At 65.9% G+C, this 13,600-nt stretch carries 16 protein-coding genes; 8 read left to right on the top strand and 8 right to left on the bottom strand.

Translation table 11 applies throughout. The features are described 5' to 3' along the window. The first annotated feature begins 11 nt into the window (after positions 1-11). Positions 12-614: a glutathione S-transferase gene (locus HPT29_RS06580; protein ID WP_173945734.1), complete on the top strand. Its 603-nt coding sequence runs from the start codon at positions 12-14 to the stop codon at positions 612-614. A 53-nt stretch (positions 615-667) separates the two neighbouring features. On the opposite strand, the gene HPT29_RS06585 is transcribed toward HPT29_RS06580, so the two are convergent. Then, positions 668-1,312 carry an outer membrane protein gene (locus HPT29_RS06585; protein ID WP_259060501.1) on the bottom strand — a complete coding sequence of 215 codons (645 nt, stop codon included), beginning with the start codon at positions 1,310-1,312 and terminating at the stop codon, positions 668-670. A 294-nt stretch (positions 1,313-1,606) separates the two neighbouring features. Between HPT29_RS06585 and HPT29_RS06590 the strand changes: the two genes are divergently transcribed. Next, a complete protein-coding gene (locus HPT29_RS06590; RefSeq protein WP_173946148.1) occupies positions 1,607-2,362 on the top strand; it encodes an SDR family oxidoreductase in 756 nt (251 codons plus the stop codon). Here the strand turns inward: HPT29_RS06590 and pgeF are convergent. From pgeF to lgt, 3 genes are read right to left on the bottom strand one after another with little or no spacing between them, the layout of a single operon-like run. Next, positions 2,352-3,119 carry a peptidoglycan editing factor PgeF gene (gene pgeF / locus HPT29_RS06595; protein WP_173946149.1) on the bottom strand — a complete coding sequence of 256 codons (768 nt, stop codon included), beginning with the start codon at positions 3,117-3,119 and terminating at the stop codon, positions 2,352-2,354. The genes HPT29_RS06590 and pgeF overlap by 11 nt on opposite strands. A 9-nt stretch (positions 3,120-3,128) precedes the next feature. Continuing rightward, positions 3,129-4,205 (bottom strand): class I SAM-dependent methyltransferase, encoded by a 1,077-nt coding sequence (locus HPT29_RS06600; RefSeq protein ID WP_259060502.1) that lies wholly within the window; start codon positions 4,203-4,205, stop codon positions 3,129-3,131. Then, a complete protein-coding gene (lgt, locus tag HPT29_RS06605; RefSeq protein ID WP_173946150.1) occupies positions 4,202-5,059 on the bottom strand; it encodes a prolipoprotein diacylglyceryl transferase in 858 nt (285 codons plus the stop codon). Before lgt ends, HPT29_RS06600 begins: the two co-directional genes overlap by 4 nt. A gap of 137 nt (positions 5,060-5,196) precedes the next feature. On the opposite strand from lgt, the gene HPT29_RS06610 reads away from it, so the two are divergent. The 5 genes from HPT29_RS06610 to HPT29_RS06630 all read left to right on the top strand — a co-directional run bounded on the left by HPT29_RS06610 (position 5,197) and on the right by HPT29_RS06630 (position 8,303). Beyond that, positions 5,197-5,475: an accessory factor UbiK family protein gene (locus HPT29_RS06610; protein WP_173946151.1), complete on the top strand. Its 279-nt coding sequence runs from the start codon at positions 5,197-5,199 to the stop codon at positions 5,473-5,475. A 243-nt stretch (positions 5,476-5,718) separates the two neighbouring features. Then, positions 5,719-6,219 carry a type III secretion system chaperone family protein gene (locus HPT29_RS06615; RefSeq protein WP_173946152.1) on the top strand — a complete coding sequence of 167 codons (501 nt, stop codon included), beginning with the start codon at positions 5,719-5,721 and terminating at the stop codon, positions 6,217-6,219. A 72-nt stretch (positions 6,220-6,291) separates the two neighbouring features. Next, a complete protein-coding gene (gene proC / locus HPT29_RS06620; RefSeq protein ID WP_173946153.1) occupies positions 6,292-7,119 on the top strand; it encodes a pyrroline-5-carboxylate reductase in 828 nt (275 codons plus the stop codon). Between the two features lie 146 nt (positions 7,120-7,265). Continuing rightward, positions 7,266-7,922: a TetR/AcrR family transcriptional regulator gene (locus HPT29_RS06625; protein WP_210271982.1), complete on the top strand. Its 657-nt coding sequence runs from the start codon at positions 7,266-7,268 to the stop codon at positions 7,920-7,922. Positions 7,923-7,943: 21 nt separating this feature from the next. Further along, positions 7,944-8,303 carry a tRNA-binding protein gene (locus HPT29_RS06630; protein ID WP_173946155.1) on the top strand — a complete coding sequence of 120 codons (360 nt, stop codon included), beginning with the start codon at positions 7,944-7,946 and terminating at the stop codon, positions 8,301-8,303. A 198-nt stretch (positions 8,304-8,501) separates the two neighbouring features. On the opposite strand, the gene HPT29_RS06635 is transcribed toward HPT29_RS06630, so the two are convergent. The 3 genes from HPT29_RS06635 to HPT29_RS06645 are packed head-to-tail and all read right to left on the bottom strand — an operon-like array spanning position 8,502 to position 11,149. Continuing rightward, positions 8,502-9,869 (bottom strand): ATP-binding protein, encoded by a 1,368-nt coding sequence (locus HPT29_RS06635; protein WP_173946156.1) that lies wholly within the window; start codon positions 9,867-9,869, stop codon positions 8,502-8,504. After that, positions 9,866-10,582, bottom strand: a complete 717-nt coding sequence (locus tag HPT29_RS06640; RefSeq protein WP_173946157.1) for a response regulator — start codon at positions 10,580-10,582, stop codon at positions 9,866-9,868. Before HPT29_RS06640 ends, HPT29_RS06635 begins: the two co-directional genes overlap by 4 nt. 33 nt (positions 10,583-10,615) lie before the next feature. After that, complete coding sequence (locus tag HPT29_RS06645; protein WP_173946158.1) at positions 10,616-11,149, bottom strand: MarR family winged helix-turn-helix transcriptional regulator; 534 nt, start codon at positions 11,147-11,149, stop codon at positions 10,616-10,618. A gap of 160 nt (positions 11,150-11,309) precedes the next feature. Between HPT29_RS06645 and HPT29_RS06650 the strand changes: the two genes are divergently transcribed. Further along, a complete protein-coding gene (locus HPT29_RS06650; RefSeq protein WP_173946159.1) occupies positions 11,310-12,197 on the top strand; it encodes a branched-chain amino acid aminotransferase in 888 nt (295 codons plus the stop codon). Positions 12,198-12,269: 72 nt separating this feature from the next. Here HPT29_RS06650 and HPT29_RS06655 read toward each other — a convergent pair whose 3' ends face one another. Then, complete coding sequence (locus HPT29_RS06655) at positions 12,270-13,514, bottom strand: Y-family DNA polymerase (protein ID WP_173946160.1); 1,245 nt, start codon at positions 13,512-13,514, stop codon at positions 12,270-12,272. Between the last annotated feature and the right edge of the window lie 86 nt (positions 13,515-13,600).

The following is a 13,600-nucleotide window of genomic DNA, read 5'->3' on the forward strand; positions in this document are numbered from 1 at the left end:
AGAGGTCACCCATGCTCGTTCTCCGCTCCTCGCCTGCATCGCCCTTCGGCCGCAAGGTCAAACTCTCGGCCTCAATTCTCGGCCTGACCGATCGTATCCGGATCGTCGACGCGGATACCCTGAATCCCGACGATTCGATTCGGCAGCAGAACCCGCTGGGCAAGATCCCGGCGCTCATTCTGGAAAGCGGCGAGGTGCTCTACGATTCCCGCGTGATCGTGGATTATCTCGATCATCTGGCCGGCGGCGGCGTTATCCCGAACGGCCCGGAGAGGTACTCTGCCCTGCGCGATCAGGCGCTCGCCGACGGCATCATGGATGCGGCGCTGCTGCAGGTCTACGAAGGCCGCTTCCGACCGGAAGACAGGCATGAGCCGAAATGGGTCTCCCATCAGGCCGACAAGGTGCGCCGCGGCCTCGACTATGCGGAAGCCCATCTCGCGGAGGCGGGCCAGCCTCTCCACATCGGCCAGATCGCGCTCGCCTGCGCTCTGGGCTATCTCGACCTGCGCTTCGGCGGCCGCTGGCGCGAGAGCTATCCCAGGCTTGTGGCCTGGCTGGCCGATTTCGAATCCCGCGTTCCGGCCTATGCCAAGACACGGGTGACGCCGTAACGCAACAAGGCCCGGGGAGACCCGGGCCTTGTGTGTCTCCGGGGAGACGGTTCTTAGTAGGTGCCGAAGCGGAAGTTCAGGCCGGCGCGGACCACACCGAACTCAGCATCGTTGTCGATGTTGAAGATGCTGTTGTTGTCCTGGTCGAGGTTGACGTACAGGCCTTCGATCTTGGCCGACAGGTTGTTGGTGAAGGCGTACTCGAGACCACCACCGACGGTCCAGCCCGTGGCGTCGTCCGCGAAGGCGAAACCACCGGTGGCGTAGATCAGGGCGCGGTCGAAGGCCACACCGGCGCGGGCGCGCACGGTGCCGAACCAGTCGCTGTTGTTGAAGTCGCCGTCGAGGATGCCGTCGTTGTTGAAGTCGAAGCGGTCGTCACCACCGAAGTCGGCGTACTGGATGTCGCCTTCGAGACCGACCACGAACGAGCCGATCTGGTAGTTGTAGCCCGCCTGAGCGCCGCCGACGAAGCCGCCGTCGTCGTCCAGGTCGAAGCGCACGCCGCCGACCGTGATCGAGTCGTTCGTGTTCCAGCCGTAGCCGGCGTTCACACCCACGTAGAAGCCCGTCCAGGTGAACACCGGAACAGCGGCAACAATCGGAGCCGGGGGAGCGGAGCGAACCGGCAGGTCCGCAGCGGAAGCGGCTCCGGCAAAGCCGAAGAGAGCGACGCTGGCGAGAAGAATCTTCTTCATGGTTTCTCTTTCCTAATCGATGTCATGCGGGCTCGACCCAATTTTCGTTGGGTCACGCCAAGCACTGTCCGTTTATAGAGCGACAACCGGTCGAGGGCTGTGACCTCGCAACCACAGCGGCCGAGAACCACCGTGGCAGGATTGTGGCGGCAATGTGCGAGTTTCCCCTTGCGCTATCGCCGGAGTCCATAACGCGCAGCTTGGCCGTTGGTTCGACCGCGAAGCGAAAAAATGGCATTTTCTTGGCCACTGCTCTGATTTGTCGTGATGTCGTTACATTTCAAGGGATCAATCATGAATAAAGCCGCTCTCGTGACCGGCGGTGCGCAACGCATCGGTCGGCGAATCGTCGAACGCCTCGCCGGGGAGGGATACGCGGTCGCCATCCATTGCCGGCGCTCGACCGACGAAGCGGACGCAATGGCAGCCCGCATTCGGGAGCAGGGGGGACAGGCCGCAGTCGTTCAGGCGGACCTCGCGGACGGCGCCGCCGTCGAGCGTCTGGTTCCGGAGGCGGCTCGGGCCCTGGGAGCCCTGACGCTCCTCGTCAACAATGCGTCCGAGTTCGAGCCGGACGAGGTCGAGACGCTCTCGCAGGAACGCTGGGATCGGCACTTCGCCGTCAACCTGCGGGCGCCGGCCTTCCTGGCCCGCGACTTCGCCCATCAGCTTCCTGCTCATGAGCACGGGTGTATCGTCAACATCGTCGACCAGCGGGTCTGGAAGCTTACGCCGCAGTTCTTTTCCTACACGCTGACGAAGGTCGCGCTGTTCACCGCTACCCGGACCATGGCACAGGCGCTGGCGCCGCGCATCCGCGTCAATGCCATCGGGCCAGGGCCGACGCTGTCGAACGTCCGGCAGGGCGACGATGACTTCGCCAAGCAGAGCGAGGCGATCCTGCTCGGGCATGGCGGCACCCCGGATGAGATCGCCGACGCGGTTCTCTACCTCGCCGGGGCCCGCAGCGTGACCGGCCAGATGATCGCCGTCGACGGCGGTCAGCATCTGGCCTGGGAGACGCCAGACGTCGTCGGCATCAGGGAGTGAGCGCGATCGCCGAGATCAGGCGGCCGTAATCCGGCTCTTGACGGTGGGTGGTGCGGCGGTAGCTGAAGAACCGTTCCTCGTCGGAATAGGTGCACAGGCCGAGATCGGTAAAGGCCGCAATGCCGGCGGCGTCCAGTCGGGCACCGATAAAGCCCGGAAGGTCGAACATGGCGTGATCGAGCCTTTCTGCCTTGCCGAGGAAGCGCTCATGGCCGGGTGCTTCCTCGCCGAAGCGTTTGATGAAGTCCGGACCGACCTCATAGGCTTTCTGGCTGATCGTCGGGCCGAGAACGGCCACGATCCTTTCGCGCCTTGCCCCGAGCTTTTCCATGGCGGCGATCGTGGATTCCAGCACCCCGGTCACGGCGCCGCGCCAGCCCGCATGGGCGGCCGCGATGACCCGCGCCTCCGCGTCCGAGAACAGCACCGGCCCGCAATCCGCCGTAGTGATGGCGAGGGCGAGGCCAGGCGTCGCCGTCACCATGGCGTCCGCCCTGGGCCGCTCGCCCCGCCAGGGCCCTTCCACGATCACCGCATCCGGCGAATGGACCTGATAGACGCTGATCAGGGCATCCGGCGCGATCCCGACAGCCTCCGCCATGCGGCGACGGTTCTCCTGAACCCTGGCGGGTTCGTCCGAAGACCCGATGCCGCCGTTGAGGGACGCGTAGATCCCCTCCGAGACGCCGCCCTGGCGGGTGAAGAAGGCATGGCTGACGTTCGGCTGTGACACGAGGGCGGGCGCTTGAATGAACATGGCTCGATCTCAGGAGGAGGGGGAGAGGGCGGGCAATCCGGGGACGGCCTCGATCCCCTCATGTGTAACGGCCAAAACCTTAAACAGATCACCCATGCCCGTCGGCCCCTGCTCCGTCAGGCGCGCCAGAGCCCGGTCGATGTCGGCCGCCTGGGCGGGGGTTGCACGCGCTTTCAGGGCGGATGCGCGCGCCTCGATCCCGAGGCTCCGGAGGAAGTCGCCCTGCGCGACGAGGCCATGGGCACGGGTCCTGCCGGCCACGGCCGCCTGGGCGAGACGGTGGAAATCCACATGGGTCGTGAGATCCGCTTCTCCGGGCTCCTCCAGAGGATCCACGGGCTTGTGTCCCTTGAGAGCCTGCAGGGTGTCGCCGAAGGCCGGACCCCAATAGCCGTAATCGACGATCAGGGCGGCGCCCGAATCCCGCTCGAGCCGCCGGGCGAGTTCACCGATGACGTCGATGGAGACGCCCGGCCATTCAAGAATGTCGCCGGGCTTCAGGGGCCTGCCGAGGGCAGGTTCCGGCTCCGGGCGCAGGCCAAAGATCAGACGTCCGCCGTCGAGGCCCACGAGCCGCTCGCACCAGCCACGCTCGGTGCCCACGAACTGGCGTACCGGCAGGGCGTCGAAGAACTCGTTGGCGACGAGCAGGGTGGGACCCGGGGGGACGTCCTCGACCCGGTCGTGCCACGCGACGGAGAAGCCCGACGAGGCCAGGGTCGCCTGCTGCTTGCCTCGCAAGGAAGGACTCGTCTCGACGAGATGCACGGTGGAGGCCGCCTTGAAGTCGGGCAGGAGCCTCGTCGCCCGCAGCAGGTCCGCCATCAGCGTGCCGCGGCCTGGCCCCAACTCGACGAGCCGGCACGACGCGGGACGCCCCATGCCGTTCCAGGCCTCCAGCATCCACAGGCCGATCAGTTCGCCGAACATCTGGCTGATCTCGGGAGCCGTGGTGAAGTCGCCGGCGGCGCCGAGCGGGTCGCGGGTGGCGTAGTAGTGCGTCAGGCACAGGCCCATGTAGCGCTCGACCGTGATCGGTCCCTCGAGGGCGATCGTCTCGCGTAGTCTGTCCCGCAGCGGGCTCACGCGGCCTCGACCGCTTTGCCCGGGCGGGTCAAGCCGCGCACCGCCATGACGATGAAGCCCGCGCCCACGAGCGCCATGGGAATCGACAGGAGCATGCCCATGGTGATGCCGCCGCTCAGCCCCTGCACCGAGGACCCGAACAGGAAGCCGAGCTGTGCGTCCGGCTCGCGGAAGAACTCGCAGACAATGCGGGCGACCGCATAGCCCAGCACGAAGATGCCGCCGAGAAGCCCCGGCCGGCGGAAGCCGAAGGCGCGGGCCGCGACCGCCATGACGATGAAGAGGACAAGGCCCTCGCCGAACGCCTCGTAGAGCTGGCTCGGATGCCGGGGCACCGGTCCGGCATGGGGGAAGACCACCGCATAGGGGAATTCGGGGGCGGGGCGGCCCCAGAGCTCGCCATTGATGAAGTTGGCGATGCGCCCGAAGAACAGCCCAATGGGCGTGACCACCGCGGCCATGTCGAGCAGGGCGAGCGGGTTGAGACCCCGGGAGCGGGCAAAGAGCACGATGGCGAGCACCGCCCCGAGGAAACCGCCATGGAACGACATGCCGCCGCGCCAGATGGCGAAGATCTCCAGCGGATGGGACAGATAGGAGGCGAGATTGTAGAACAGCACGTAGCCGACGCGTCCGCCCAGCACGACGCCGAGCGCCACCCAGACGATGAGGTCGTCCACGTCCATCGGCTTGGGCTGCTTGAGACCGTCCCAGAGGTCGGCCTTGGCTGCAAGACGCTTGGCATAGAACCAGCCGCCCAGGAGGCCGGCCACATAGGCCAGCGCATACCAGCGGATCGCGAAGGGGCCGATGGAGATCGCCACGGGATCGATGATGGGAAAGGAGAGAGGCATGGTCGGCCCTTGATCGAACGGGTTGCCATTGGACCCGCAGGGCCCGCATCGTCAACCCTGTTGCAGTTTGTGGCGAATGCGCCCATGTGTGACGGACCAGCCCCTGACGGCTCCCCGAACGCTGCGGATTTGAACCCATGACCCAATCGTCCAACCGGATCTTCGATGAACTCGCCCGCTTCGCCACCGATGCCGCGGGCGCGGCCCAGGGCGTCCGGCGGGAGGTCGAGAGCGTGGTCCGCAGCCAGTTCGAGCGCCTGATCAAGGATATGGACGTCGCCACCCGCGAGGAGTTCGAGGTTCTGCGCGAGATGGTGGTGGCGGCCCGCGAGGAGAACGAGCGGCTGGAAGCCCGGGTGAAGGACCTCGAGGCGAAGCTGGCCTCCACGGCCGGCGTCAATCCTGCGACCCCTTGATCGAAGCGGGAATCCGATCTGCGCCTGACGCGGACCTCCTGTTGTGGACAGGTGAATCCGGCGCATTGTGACGAGGGCGGAAATCTAAGACTGTCGATTCATAAGCTGATTCGAGGCGATCACGGCGGAAGCTCGGAATATCGAAGGTATTTCGAGTACTTCTTTCGAGTAGTATTCGGATCAACGCAATGGTGTTGCCCGATGTGTTTACCATAATCGGACAATCAAGCGTCCAGGATCGACATGTCGCAGATTCATCTTGAAATCGATCGTTCGGAACATCCTCTCGATGTGGTCGAGCGTCTCGCTTCCCTGCGGCACTGGATCTTCGACCGGGCCGAAGCCGACGAGATGTCCATCTCGGTGGCAGGCCGCTGGGCGGATTACGACGTCGCCTTCACGTGGATCGAGGACGTGGAGGCGATGCACATGGCCTGCGCGTTCGATCTCAAGGTTCCCGAGCGGCGCCGCCAGGAGGTGCTTCAGCTCATCGCCTCGGTCAACGAACAGCTCTGGGTCGGGCATTTCGACCTGTGGAGCACGGAGAACGTGGTGATGTTCCGGCATGCGCTTCTGCTGGCGGGCGGGGCCGATCCCACCGACGGCCAATGCGAGACCATGCTGCGGGTCGCAGTGGAGGCCTGCGAGCGGTATTTCCAGGCCTTCCAGTTCGTCATCTGGGCCGGCAAATCGGCCCGCGAAGCTCTCGATTCCGTCCTGTTCGAAACCGAGGGCGAGGCTTAAACCTGCCTCGACAGGGCAGGGCGCGCGTGAATAGAGTGCGGCCTCCCGCATTCATTCCGTCAGGTTAAGCTCATGTCGCCGAACCCCTCGCATCTGCCGTCGTCCCTCATCCTCGTCGGTGCCGGCAAAATGGGCGGCTCCATGCTGGAGGGCTGGCTCAAGGTCGGCATGAAGCCCGACGGGGTTTCCGTTCTCGATCCGCGCCCGTCCGACGAGATGACGCGGTTCTGCCAAGCGAACGGCATCGCGCTCAATCCGGCCAGTCCCGCTCCCGCGGATGTGCTGGTCCTGGCGATCAAGCCGCAGATGCTCGACGCCGCCGCTCCGAGCCTGAACGGATACCTCGGGCCTCAGACCCTCATCGTGTCCATTCTCGCCGGCAAGACCATCGGTGATCTGCGCTCCAGGCTTCCGGCCGCCGGTGCGATCGTGCGCGCCATGCCGAACCTTCCCGCCAGCATCGGGCGCGGCGCCACCGGGGCCGCCGCGAACGACGCGGTGAGCGAGGCGCAGCGTCTGATGGCCGATGCGCTGCTGAGCAGCAACGGCATCGTCGAATGGCTGCCCTCCGAAGACCTGATCGATGCGGTCACGGCGGTGTCGGGTTCGGGCCCGGCCTATGTGTTCCATCTGGTCGAATGCCTGGCCGAGGCCGGAACGGCCGCCGGACTTCCGCCTGACCTGGCGCAGCGTCTTGCGCGGGCCACGGTCACGGGCGCGGGAGAACTCCTGTTCCAGAGCGAGTCGAGCCCCGCGACGCTCCGGCAGAACGTCACCTCGCCGGGCGGCACCACGGCGGCGGCGCTGGAGGTGCTCATGCGCGACCCAGACGGCCTGAAGGCGCTCATGCGCGAGGCGGTAGCGGCCGCCAAGCGGCGGGCGGAGGAACTCGCCGGCTAGCCTTGGTCCAGGTGAGTCTTGAGCGAGGTCAGTCTTGGGCTTCAACCGATCCGTCCCTAGATAAGCGTCAACGGCATATTTTCAGGAGATCGATCGTGACCGCTGACGTACCCACGGACAAGCGCAAGGCCATCGTCGAGGCGCTCATGGACCTCGCCGCCCGACGCTCCTGGCACGAGATCGAAATCAACGACGTCGCCAAGGCCGCCGGCGTTTCGCTGGCGGAATTCCGGGATCTCTTTCCCTCCAAGGGCGCCGTGCTCGGCGCGCTCTCCCGCCAGATCGACCGGCAGGTGCTGGAGGGGACAACGGATGACCTGGCCGGGGAACCCGCGCGAGAGCGCATCTTCGACGTGCTCATGCGCCGCTTCGATGCGCTGGAGCCCTACAAGCAGGCCCTGCGCCGGATCGTCCGGGATCTGCAATACGATCCCGCCTCGCTGGCCGCTCTCAACCAGGTGGCGCTCAACTCGCAACGCTTCATGCTGGCTGCGGCCGGCATCAACACGGAAGGGCCGCTTGGAACGCTCAAGCTCCAGGGGGCGGTCCTGGTCTATGCCAACACCATGCGCACTTGGCTCGACGACGAGGATCCGACGCTCGCCAGGACCATGGCGCGGCTCGACCGCGAATTGCGCCGCGGCGAGCGCATTCTGGAAGGCGCCGAGGATCTGCGCCGCCTGAGCGCGCCGCTGCGCGCGGTCGGGCGGGCCCTGATGCAGGGGCGCCGGGCGACCCGTTCGGAGACACGCCGTGCCGGCGAGGGCAACGGCGATGCGCAGAATCCCGCAGCGGCGATCTGACAGAGGGCCACAGGGGCAGACATGGATCAGGCGAATGCGGCAACGGCGCCCATCACGTTCGACGATTTCCTGAAGGTCGATATCCGCGTCGGCCGGATCATGACCGTCGAGCCGTTTCCCCAGGCGCGCAAGCCGGCGTTCAAGCTCACCATCGATTTCGGACCCGAGATCGGCATCAAACGTTCCTCGGCGCAGATCACGGTGAATCATTCACCGGAAGATCTCGTTGGGTCGCTGGTGATGGCCGTGGTGAACTTCCCGCCGCGCCAGATCGGCCCGTTCATGTCGGAGGTGCTGACCCTCGGCGTGCCCGACGCCAATGGGAACGTGATGCTGATCCGTCCGGATCGGGACGTGCCGGTGGGCGGAAGGCTGTACTAGGCCGATACGGGCGTCGCCCGACCGATCCAGAACGCACCCCGTCATGGCCGACCCTCCCCATACGGAAAGGCGCTGCGCTTCAAACAGCCGGGATCACCGGCACAAGGCCGGCGATGACGAAGGTGACATGGCGGCTTGGTCGATCGCGTTCGGCAGCCCGCTGCACGTCCTGCGAAACGACGCCCTGTCTTGGAGAATCTATGCCGGCAGCCGCACCGTGGCACGCAGGCCGCCGAGTGGGCTTTCTCCCAGCACGATGTCGCCGCCGTGTGAGCGGGCGACGTCGCGGGCGATGGCAAGGCCCAGGCCCGATCCGCCCTCATCCTGGTTGCGCGCTTCGTCCAGGCGCACGAAGGGCTTGAAGACCTCCTCACGCAAGGTGGGCGGAATGCCCGGCCCGTCGTCGTCGACGTGCAGAACGAGCCAGCGCGTTTCGTGATTGGCCGTGATCTCGATCCGGTCGCCATGCCGGGCCGCATTCGACACCAGGTTGAACAGGAGGCGGCGGAACGCGTCGGGCCGCACCGTGATCATCGGGTCGCCGACGATGTCGAGCTCGGTCACGTGGCCCTGCCGCTCGGCGTCGGACTGCACCTCTTCGAGGAGCTGCCGCAGATCCGTCGCGACCGCCTGTTCGCCCGCGTCGCCGCCTTCACCGCGCGCGAAGGCAAGGTACCCCTCGAGCATGCGGCTCATTTCGTCCACGTCGCGCTTGAGATCCTCGACCTCCGGGGTCTCACCGAGAAAGACGAGCGAGAGCTTGAAGCGCGTGAGGATCGTGCGCAGATCGTGGCTGACGCCGTTCAGCATCGTGGTGCGCTGCTCGATGTTGCGCTCGATGCGCCGCTTCATCTCCAGGAAGGCGTGGCCGGCCTGACGCACCTCGCGGGCTCCGCGCGGGCGGAACTCGATCTCGCGGCCCTTGCCCAGGGCTTCGGCGGCTTCCGCAAGCCGCAGGATCGGCCTGATCTGGTTGCGCAGGAACAAAATGGCGATGCCGAGCAGCACGAAGGACGAGCCGCCCATCCAGACGAGGAAGATATGGGAGTTCGACGCGTAGGCCTGGCTGCGCCGCGCGAGGATGCGCATGACGTTGCTCTGATCGAGCTTGATGCGCACTTCCACATAGCTCGAGCGCCCGACCGTATCGACCCAGTACGGCCGATCGATCTGGCGCCGCAGCTCGTCGGTCAGGGTCTCGTCGAGAATGTCGAAGAACGGCTTGGGCCCGGGCGGCGGCAGGTCGGTGTTGTGCAGGATGTCGACGTCGAGCTGCAGGCGCTCCGACGCGATCCGGGACAGGGTGCTGGCATCCTTGTCCTGGGGATAGCTCTCATAGATGTCGATGAGCGCCGCGATGTCGGCCGTCACGGCTGAGGACAGGCGTCGCGTGACGAGCTGATAATGCCGCTCCATGAACACGTAGGCGACGACCGATTGCAGCAGAATGACGGGCGCGATGATGATGATGAGCGCGCGGGCGTAGAGCCCTTTCGGCAGGAAGCGGCCGAACCAGCGCGCCACGTGGTCAAGAGGGGAATAGCGCAGGGTCGCCCCGATCTTCATCGATCGATCACGAGGCGATAGCCGATCCCCCGCACCGTCTGGAGGAAGATCGGATTGGCGGGATCGGTCTCGATCTTGCGGCGCAGCCTGTTGATCTGAACATCCACCGTCCGCTCGTTGGCCGCGAGACCGTTGCCGGCGAGAGCCTCTCGCGGCACGTTGTCGCCCGCATGGCTGCCGAGGATGGTCAGGATTTCGCGCTCCCGCTCGGTGATGCGCACCACCTCGTCGCCACGCCGCAGCTCGCCGCGGTCGAAGCGATACGAGAAGGGGCCGAAATGAACGACCTCCGGGACATCGGCGGCCGCCGCGCCCGGCGCGGAACGGGTGCGCTTCAGAATATTGCCGAGGCGCAGCAGCAGCTCGCGCGGCTCGAAGGGTTTCGGGAGATAGTCGTCCGCGCCGATCTCGAGGCCCGTGACCCGGTCGGAGGCATCGGCCCGCGCCGTGAGCATCAGAATGGGCACCTGGGAATGCTCGCGCAGGCTGCGGGCATAGTCGAACCCGGTTTCCCCCGGCATCATCACGTCGAGCACGAGGGCGTCGAAGACGAAGTTGCCTGCCTTGGCCCGTGCCTCCGCGGCGCTGGCCGCCGCGGTCACCCGGTAGCCGTTCTCGGTGAGGAAGCGGGTCAGGAGGTCGCGCAGGCGGCGGTCGTCGTCCACCACGAGGACGTGCGGGGCGTGGTCGGGAATGTCGATGCGTACATCCATCGGGCTTCGAGCTGCTTTATCGGGCCCTGCTTATCAGGTTTTGCCCGAGCCGAATACGAGCTGCTTCACATGGCTCCTGTCGTCCGGATCGATGAGGCGAAGGAGATAGCGGCTGACCGCTTCCTTGACCTCGGGCTCCATCTCGGACAGGGCCCGCATGATGCGGCGGGTCTGCAGCTTGGCGAGCTTCAAGGCCAGATCGTGGCCCTGGGGGGTGGCGAAGAGCAGCCGCTGGCGACGGTCCGAGGTGCCCATCCGGCTTTCGATGAAATCCTTCTCGATGAGCTCCTTCAGTACGCGGTTGAGGCTTTGCTTCGTGATCCGCAGGATGTCCAGGAGTTCCGCGATCGTCAGGCCGGGCTGCCGGCTGACGAAATGGAGAACCCGGTGATGGGCGCGCCCGAAGCCGTATTCGTCCAGGATCCTGTCCGGATCGCTGACGAAGTCGCGATAGGCGAAGAAGAACAGCTCGATGAGGTCGTAGGCCGGCTGCTCGGACAGGATGTCGTTGCCCGTTTCCTTGCCGGATTGCTGAGCTTTCAAAGCCGGAATTGCGTCTGGCACCATCTGTTCCCAATTTTTATGTCAGCCTTGTTGACATATCTCAGGACGATTGTTACTCGTCAAGCCGCTTCCGCGAAATGAATGAAATTGAAATCGTCAGGAAGCGAACCGGAAATTACACGGCCCCGGTTGCCACCAAGGTCGGCATTCAAGGAGAAGAACGATGTCCGCGACCCCCTTCGATCAGCGTGATGGATGGATCTGGTACGACGGGCAGATCGTACCCTGGAAGGATGCCCAGCTCCATGTCCTGTCGCACGGGCTTCACTACGGATCCTCCGTGTTCGAAGGCGAGCGCGCCTATGGCGGCGAGATCTTCAAGTCGACCGAGCATTCCGAGCGCCTGAAGAAATCGGCCCAGATCCTCGACTTCGAGATCCCCTACACGGTGGCTGAGATCGACGCGGCCAAGCGTCTCGTGCTGGAGAAGAACGGGCAGAAGGACGCCTATCTGCGTCCGGTCGCCTGGCGCGGCTCGGAGATGATGGGCGTCGCCGCGCAGGACAACAGGATCCACCTCGCCATCGCGTCCTGGGAATGGCCGAGCTATTTCGACCCGGCCCAGAAGATGAAGGGCATCCGCATCGACATGGCGGAATACCGCCGGCCCGATCCGGCCACGGCGCCGTCGGCCGCCAAGGCGGCAGGCCTCTACATGATCTGCACCATCTCCAAGCACAAGGCGGAGCGGAAGGGCTATGCCGACGCGCTCATGCTCGACTGGCAGGGCCGCGTGGCCGAATGCACCGGCGCCAACGTGTTCTTCATCCGCGACGGCGTCGTGCACACGCCGATCGCCGACTGCTTCCTCGACGGCATCACCCGCCGCACGGTGATCGACCTCGCCAAGCGCCGCGGCTTCGGGGTCGAGGAGCGCCGGATCATGCCCGAGGAGCTCTCCAGCTTCAACGAGTGCTTCATCACGGGAACGGCCGCGGAAGTGACTCCGGTATCCGAGATCGGTCCCTATCGCTTCCAGCCCGGCAACATGACCAGGGTGCTGTTGGAGGACTATTCGGCCGAGGTTCAGCCCAAGAGCAAGGCGGCTTGAGCCTGTCCCGCTTCTCATAGGCCTCTCGGAGATGCCCGGCCTTGTGCCGGGCATCTCCGTTTCCAAGGCGGTTCAAAAATCCTCCGCGTCGGGAATGCGGTTGAAGGCGATCTTCGCCCCCGCGTAGCCGCCGGGGATCGTCACCCACGGGCCCCAATGCAGCAGCGTCCTGCGGTGGGCCACGTTGAGCTGATCGGCCAGGGTCGACAGGTGCTCCATGCGGCGCTTGAGCTGAGCCTCGGGCGTCTGGCCGAACAGATCCTCCTCGATGTCCGCCATGGGTACTAGGTCGTGCAGCGCAACGTGCACGCTGCGGCTGCGACTCATCTCCTCCCGCTCCGCATGGAGAAAGAGGCGGCTCAAGGAGCCCAGCAGGGACGGGTCGTCCCGGGTCGGCTGGAAACGCTCCTCCCCGTACCACCCCGCGCTGTTGCGGTCGGTGAGCCACAGGGCGAGCGCCCGGGCCGAGAACCCGGCCCGGCGCATCCGAGCCGAGGCCTTGGCCAGGAGAACGCGGGCCGCCGCATAGGCGCCGTTGAGGGAGCGCCACTCCGCCGGCAGGACGCGCCCGTGCCCGAACATCCGCCGCCGGGTCTCGGGGCGCTCCACCGTATAGCCGTGCAGCCCCATCCAGAGGCGCTCCCCCTCGACGCTGCCCCAGAGGCGGCGCAGCTCCTTGGGCTGGAGACGCCAGAGCGCCGCCATGTCGCCGACGCCTGCACGGGCCAGGCGGGCGGCATTGCCCCGGGCGATGCCGGGAACGTCCGTCAGGTCAAGAGCGAGCAGACGGCCTGGCAGGTCGTTCGGGTGAAGCGCCACGAGGCCGTCGGGCTTTTCCATTTCGGCTGCGATCTTGGCCAGAAGATCGTTCGGACCGAGGCCAACCGAGCAGGTGAGGGTGGGGCCGATGCCGTGGGCGATGGCCTCCTTGACGCGCTGCCCGATGTCCAGTGCCTGCGGCCACTCGGCAGGCAGGAGCGCGCAGAGCATCTCGTCGATCGAGCAGATCGCCTTGACCGGTACGACCGTTTCGATGGCCCGAACGATGGCATGGTGCAGGGCCACATAGGCCTCGTGTCGGGCGGTGACGAGAACGAGGTCGGGACATTGTCTGCGGGCCTCGCGCACGAAGGTGCCGCGCTTCACGCCCAGGACCTTCGCCTCGCGGCTGACGGCGATGAGACCTGTATGCTCGGAGTCGACCGGGATCACCCCGACAGGTCGGCCGCGCAGATGCGGCTGAAGATGCTGCTCGGCGCTGGCGAAGAAGGAATCGAAGTCGACATAGAGCCGCTCGAGACCCGTCGGTTTGCGCATCGCCGTCCACCTGCTTTCCGTTGTCGGAACGAAGCAGGAACATAAGCGTGGCGGCGAGTCGAGAGCGAGATCTGTGGATAACGGGG

The organism is Microvirga terrae, assembly GCF_013307435.2.
Classification (GTDB): domain Bacteria; phylum Pseudomonadota; class Alphaproteobacteria; order Rhizobiales; family Beijerinckiaceae; genus Microvirga; species Microvirga terrae.

Bases quoted from the DNA above. Each gene is read 5' to 3' on its own strand.
- HPT29_RS06580 (WP_173945734.1), top strand. From the start codon at position 12: ATGCTCGTTCTCCGCTCCTCGCCTGCATCGCCCTTCGGCCGCAAGGTC.
- HPT29_RS06585 (WP_259060501.1), bottom strand. From the start codon at position 1,312: ATGAAGAAGATTCTTCTCGCCAGCGTCGCTCTCTTCGGCTTTGCCGGA.
- HPT29_RS06590 (WP_173946148.1), top strand. From the start codon at position 1,607: ATGAATAAAGCCGCTCTCGTGACCGGCGGTGCGCAACGCATCGGTCGG.
- pgeF (WP_173946149.1), bottom strand. From the start codon at position 3,119: ATGTTCATTCAAGCGCCCGCCCTCGTGTCACAGCCGAACGTCAGCCAT.
- lgt (WP_173946150.1), bottom strand. From the start codon at position 5,059: ATGCCTCTCTCCTTTCCCATCATCGATCCCGTGGCGATCTCCATCGGC.
- HPT29_RS06610 (WP_173946151.1), top strand. From the start codon at position 5,197: ATGACCCAATCGTCCAACCGGATCTTCGATGAACTCGCCCGCTTCGCC.
- HPT29_RS06615 (WP_173946152.1), top strand. From the start codon at position 5,719: ATGTCGCAGATTCATCTTGAAATCGATCGTTCGGAACATCCTCTCGAT.
- proC (WP_173946153.1), top strand. From the start codon at position 6,292: ATGTCGCCGAACCCCTCGCATCTGCCGTCGTCCCTCATCCTCGTCGGT.
- HPT29_RS06625 (WP_210271982.1), top strand. From the start codon at position 7,266: ATGGACCTCGCCGCCCGACGCTCCTGGCACGAGATCGAAATCAACGAC.
- HPT29_RS06630 (WP_173946155.1), top strand. From the start codon at position 7,944: ATGGATCAGGCGAATGCGGCAACGGCGCCCATCACGTTCGACGATTTC.
- HPT29_RS06635 (WP_173946156.1), bottom strand. From the start codon at position 9,869: ATGAAGATCGGGGCGACCCTGCGCTATTCCCCTCTTGACCACGTGGCG.
- HPT29_RS06640 (WP_173946157.1), bottom strand. From the start codon at position 10,582: ATGGATGTACGCATCGACATTCCCGACCACGCCCCGCACGTCCTCGTG.
- HPT29_RS06645 (WP_173946158.1), bottom strand. From the start codon at position 11,149: ATGGTGCCAGACGCAATTCCGGCTTTGAAAGCTCAGCAATCCGGCAAG.
- HPT29_RS06650 (WP_173946159.1), top strand. From the start codon at position 11,310: ATGTCCGCGACCCCCTTCGATCAGCGTGATGGATGGATCTGGTACGAC.
- HPT29_RS06655 (WP_173946160.1), bottom strand. From the start codon at position 13,514: ATGCGCAAACCGACGGGTCTCGAGCGGCTCTATGTCGACTTCGATTCC.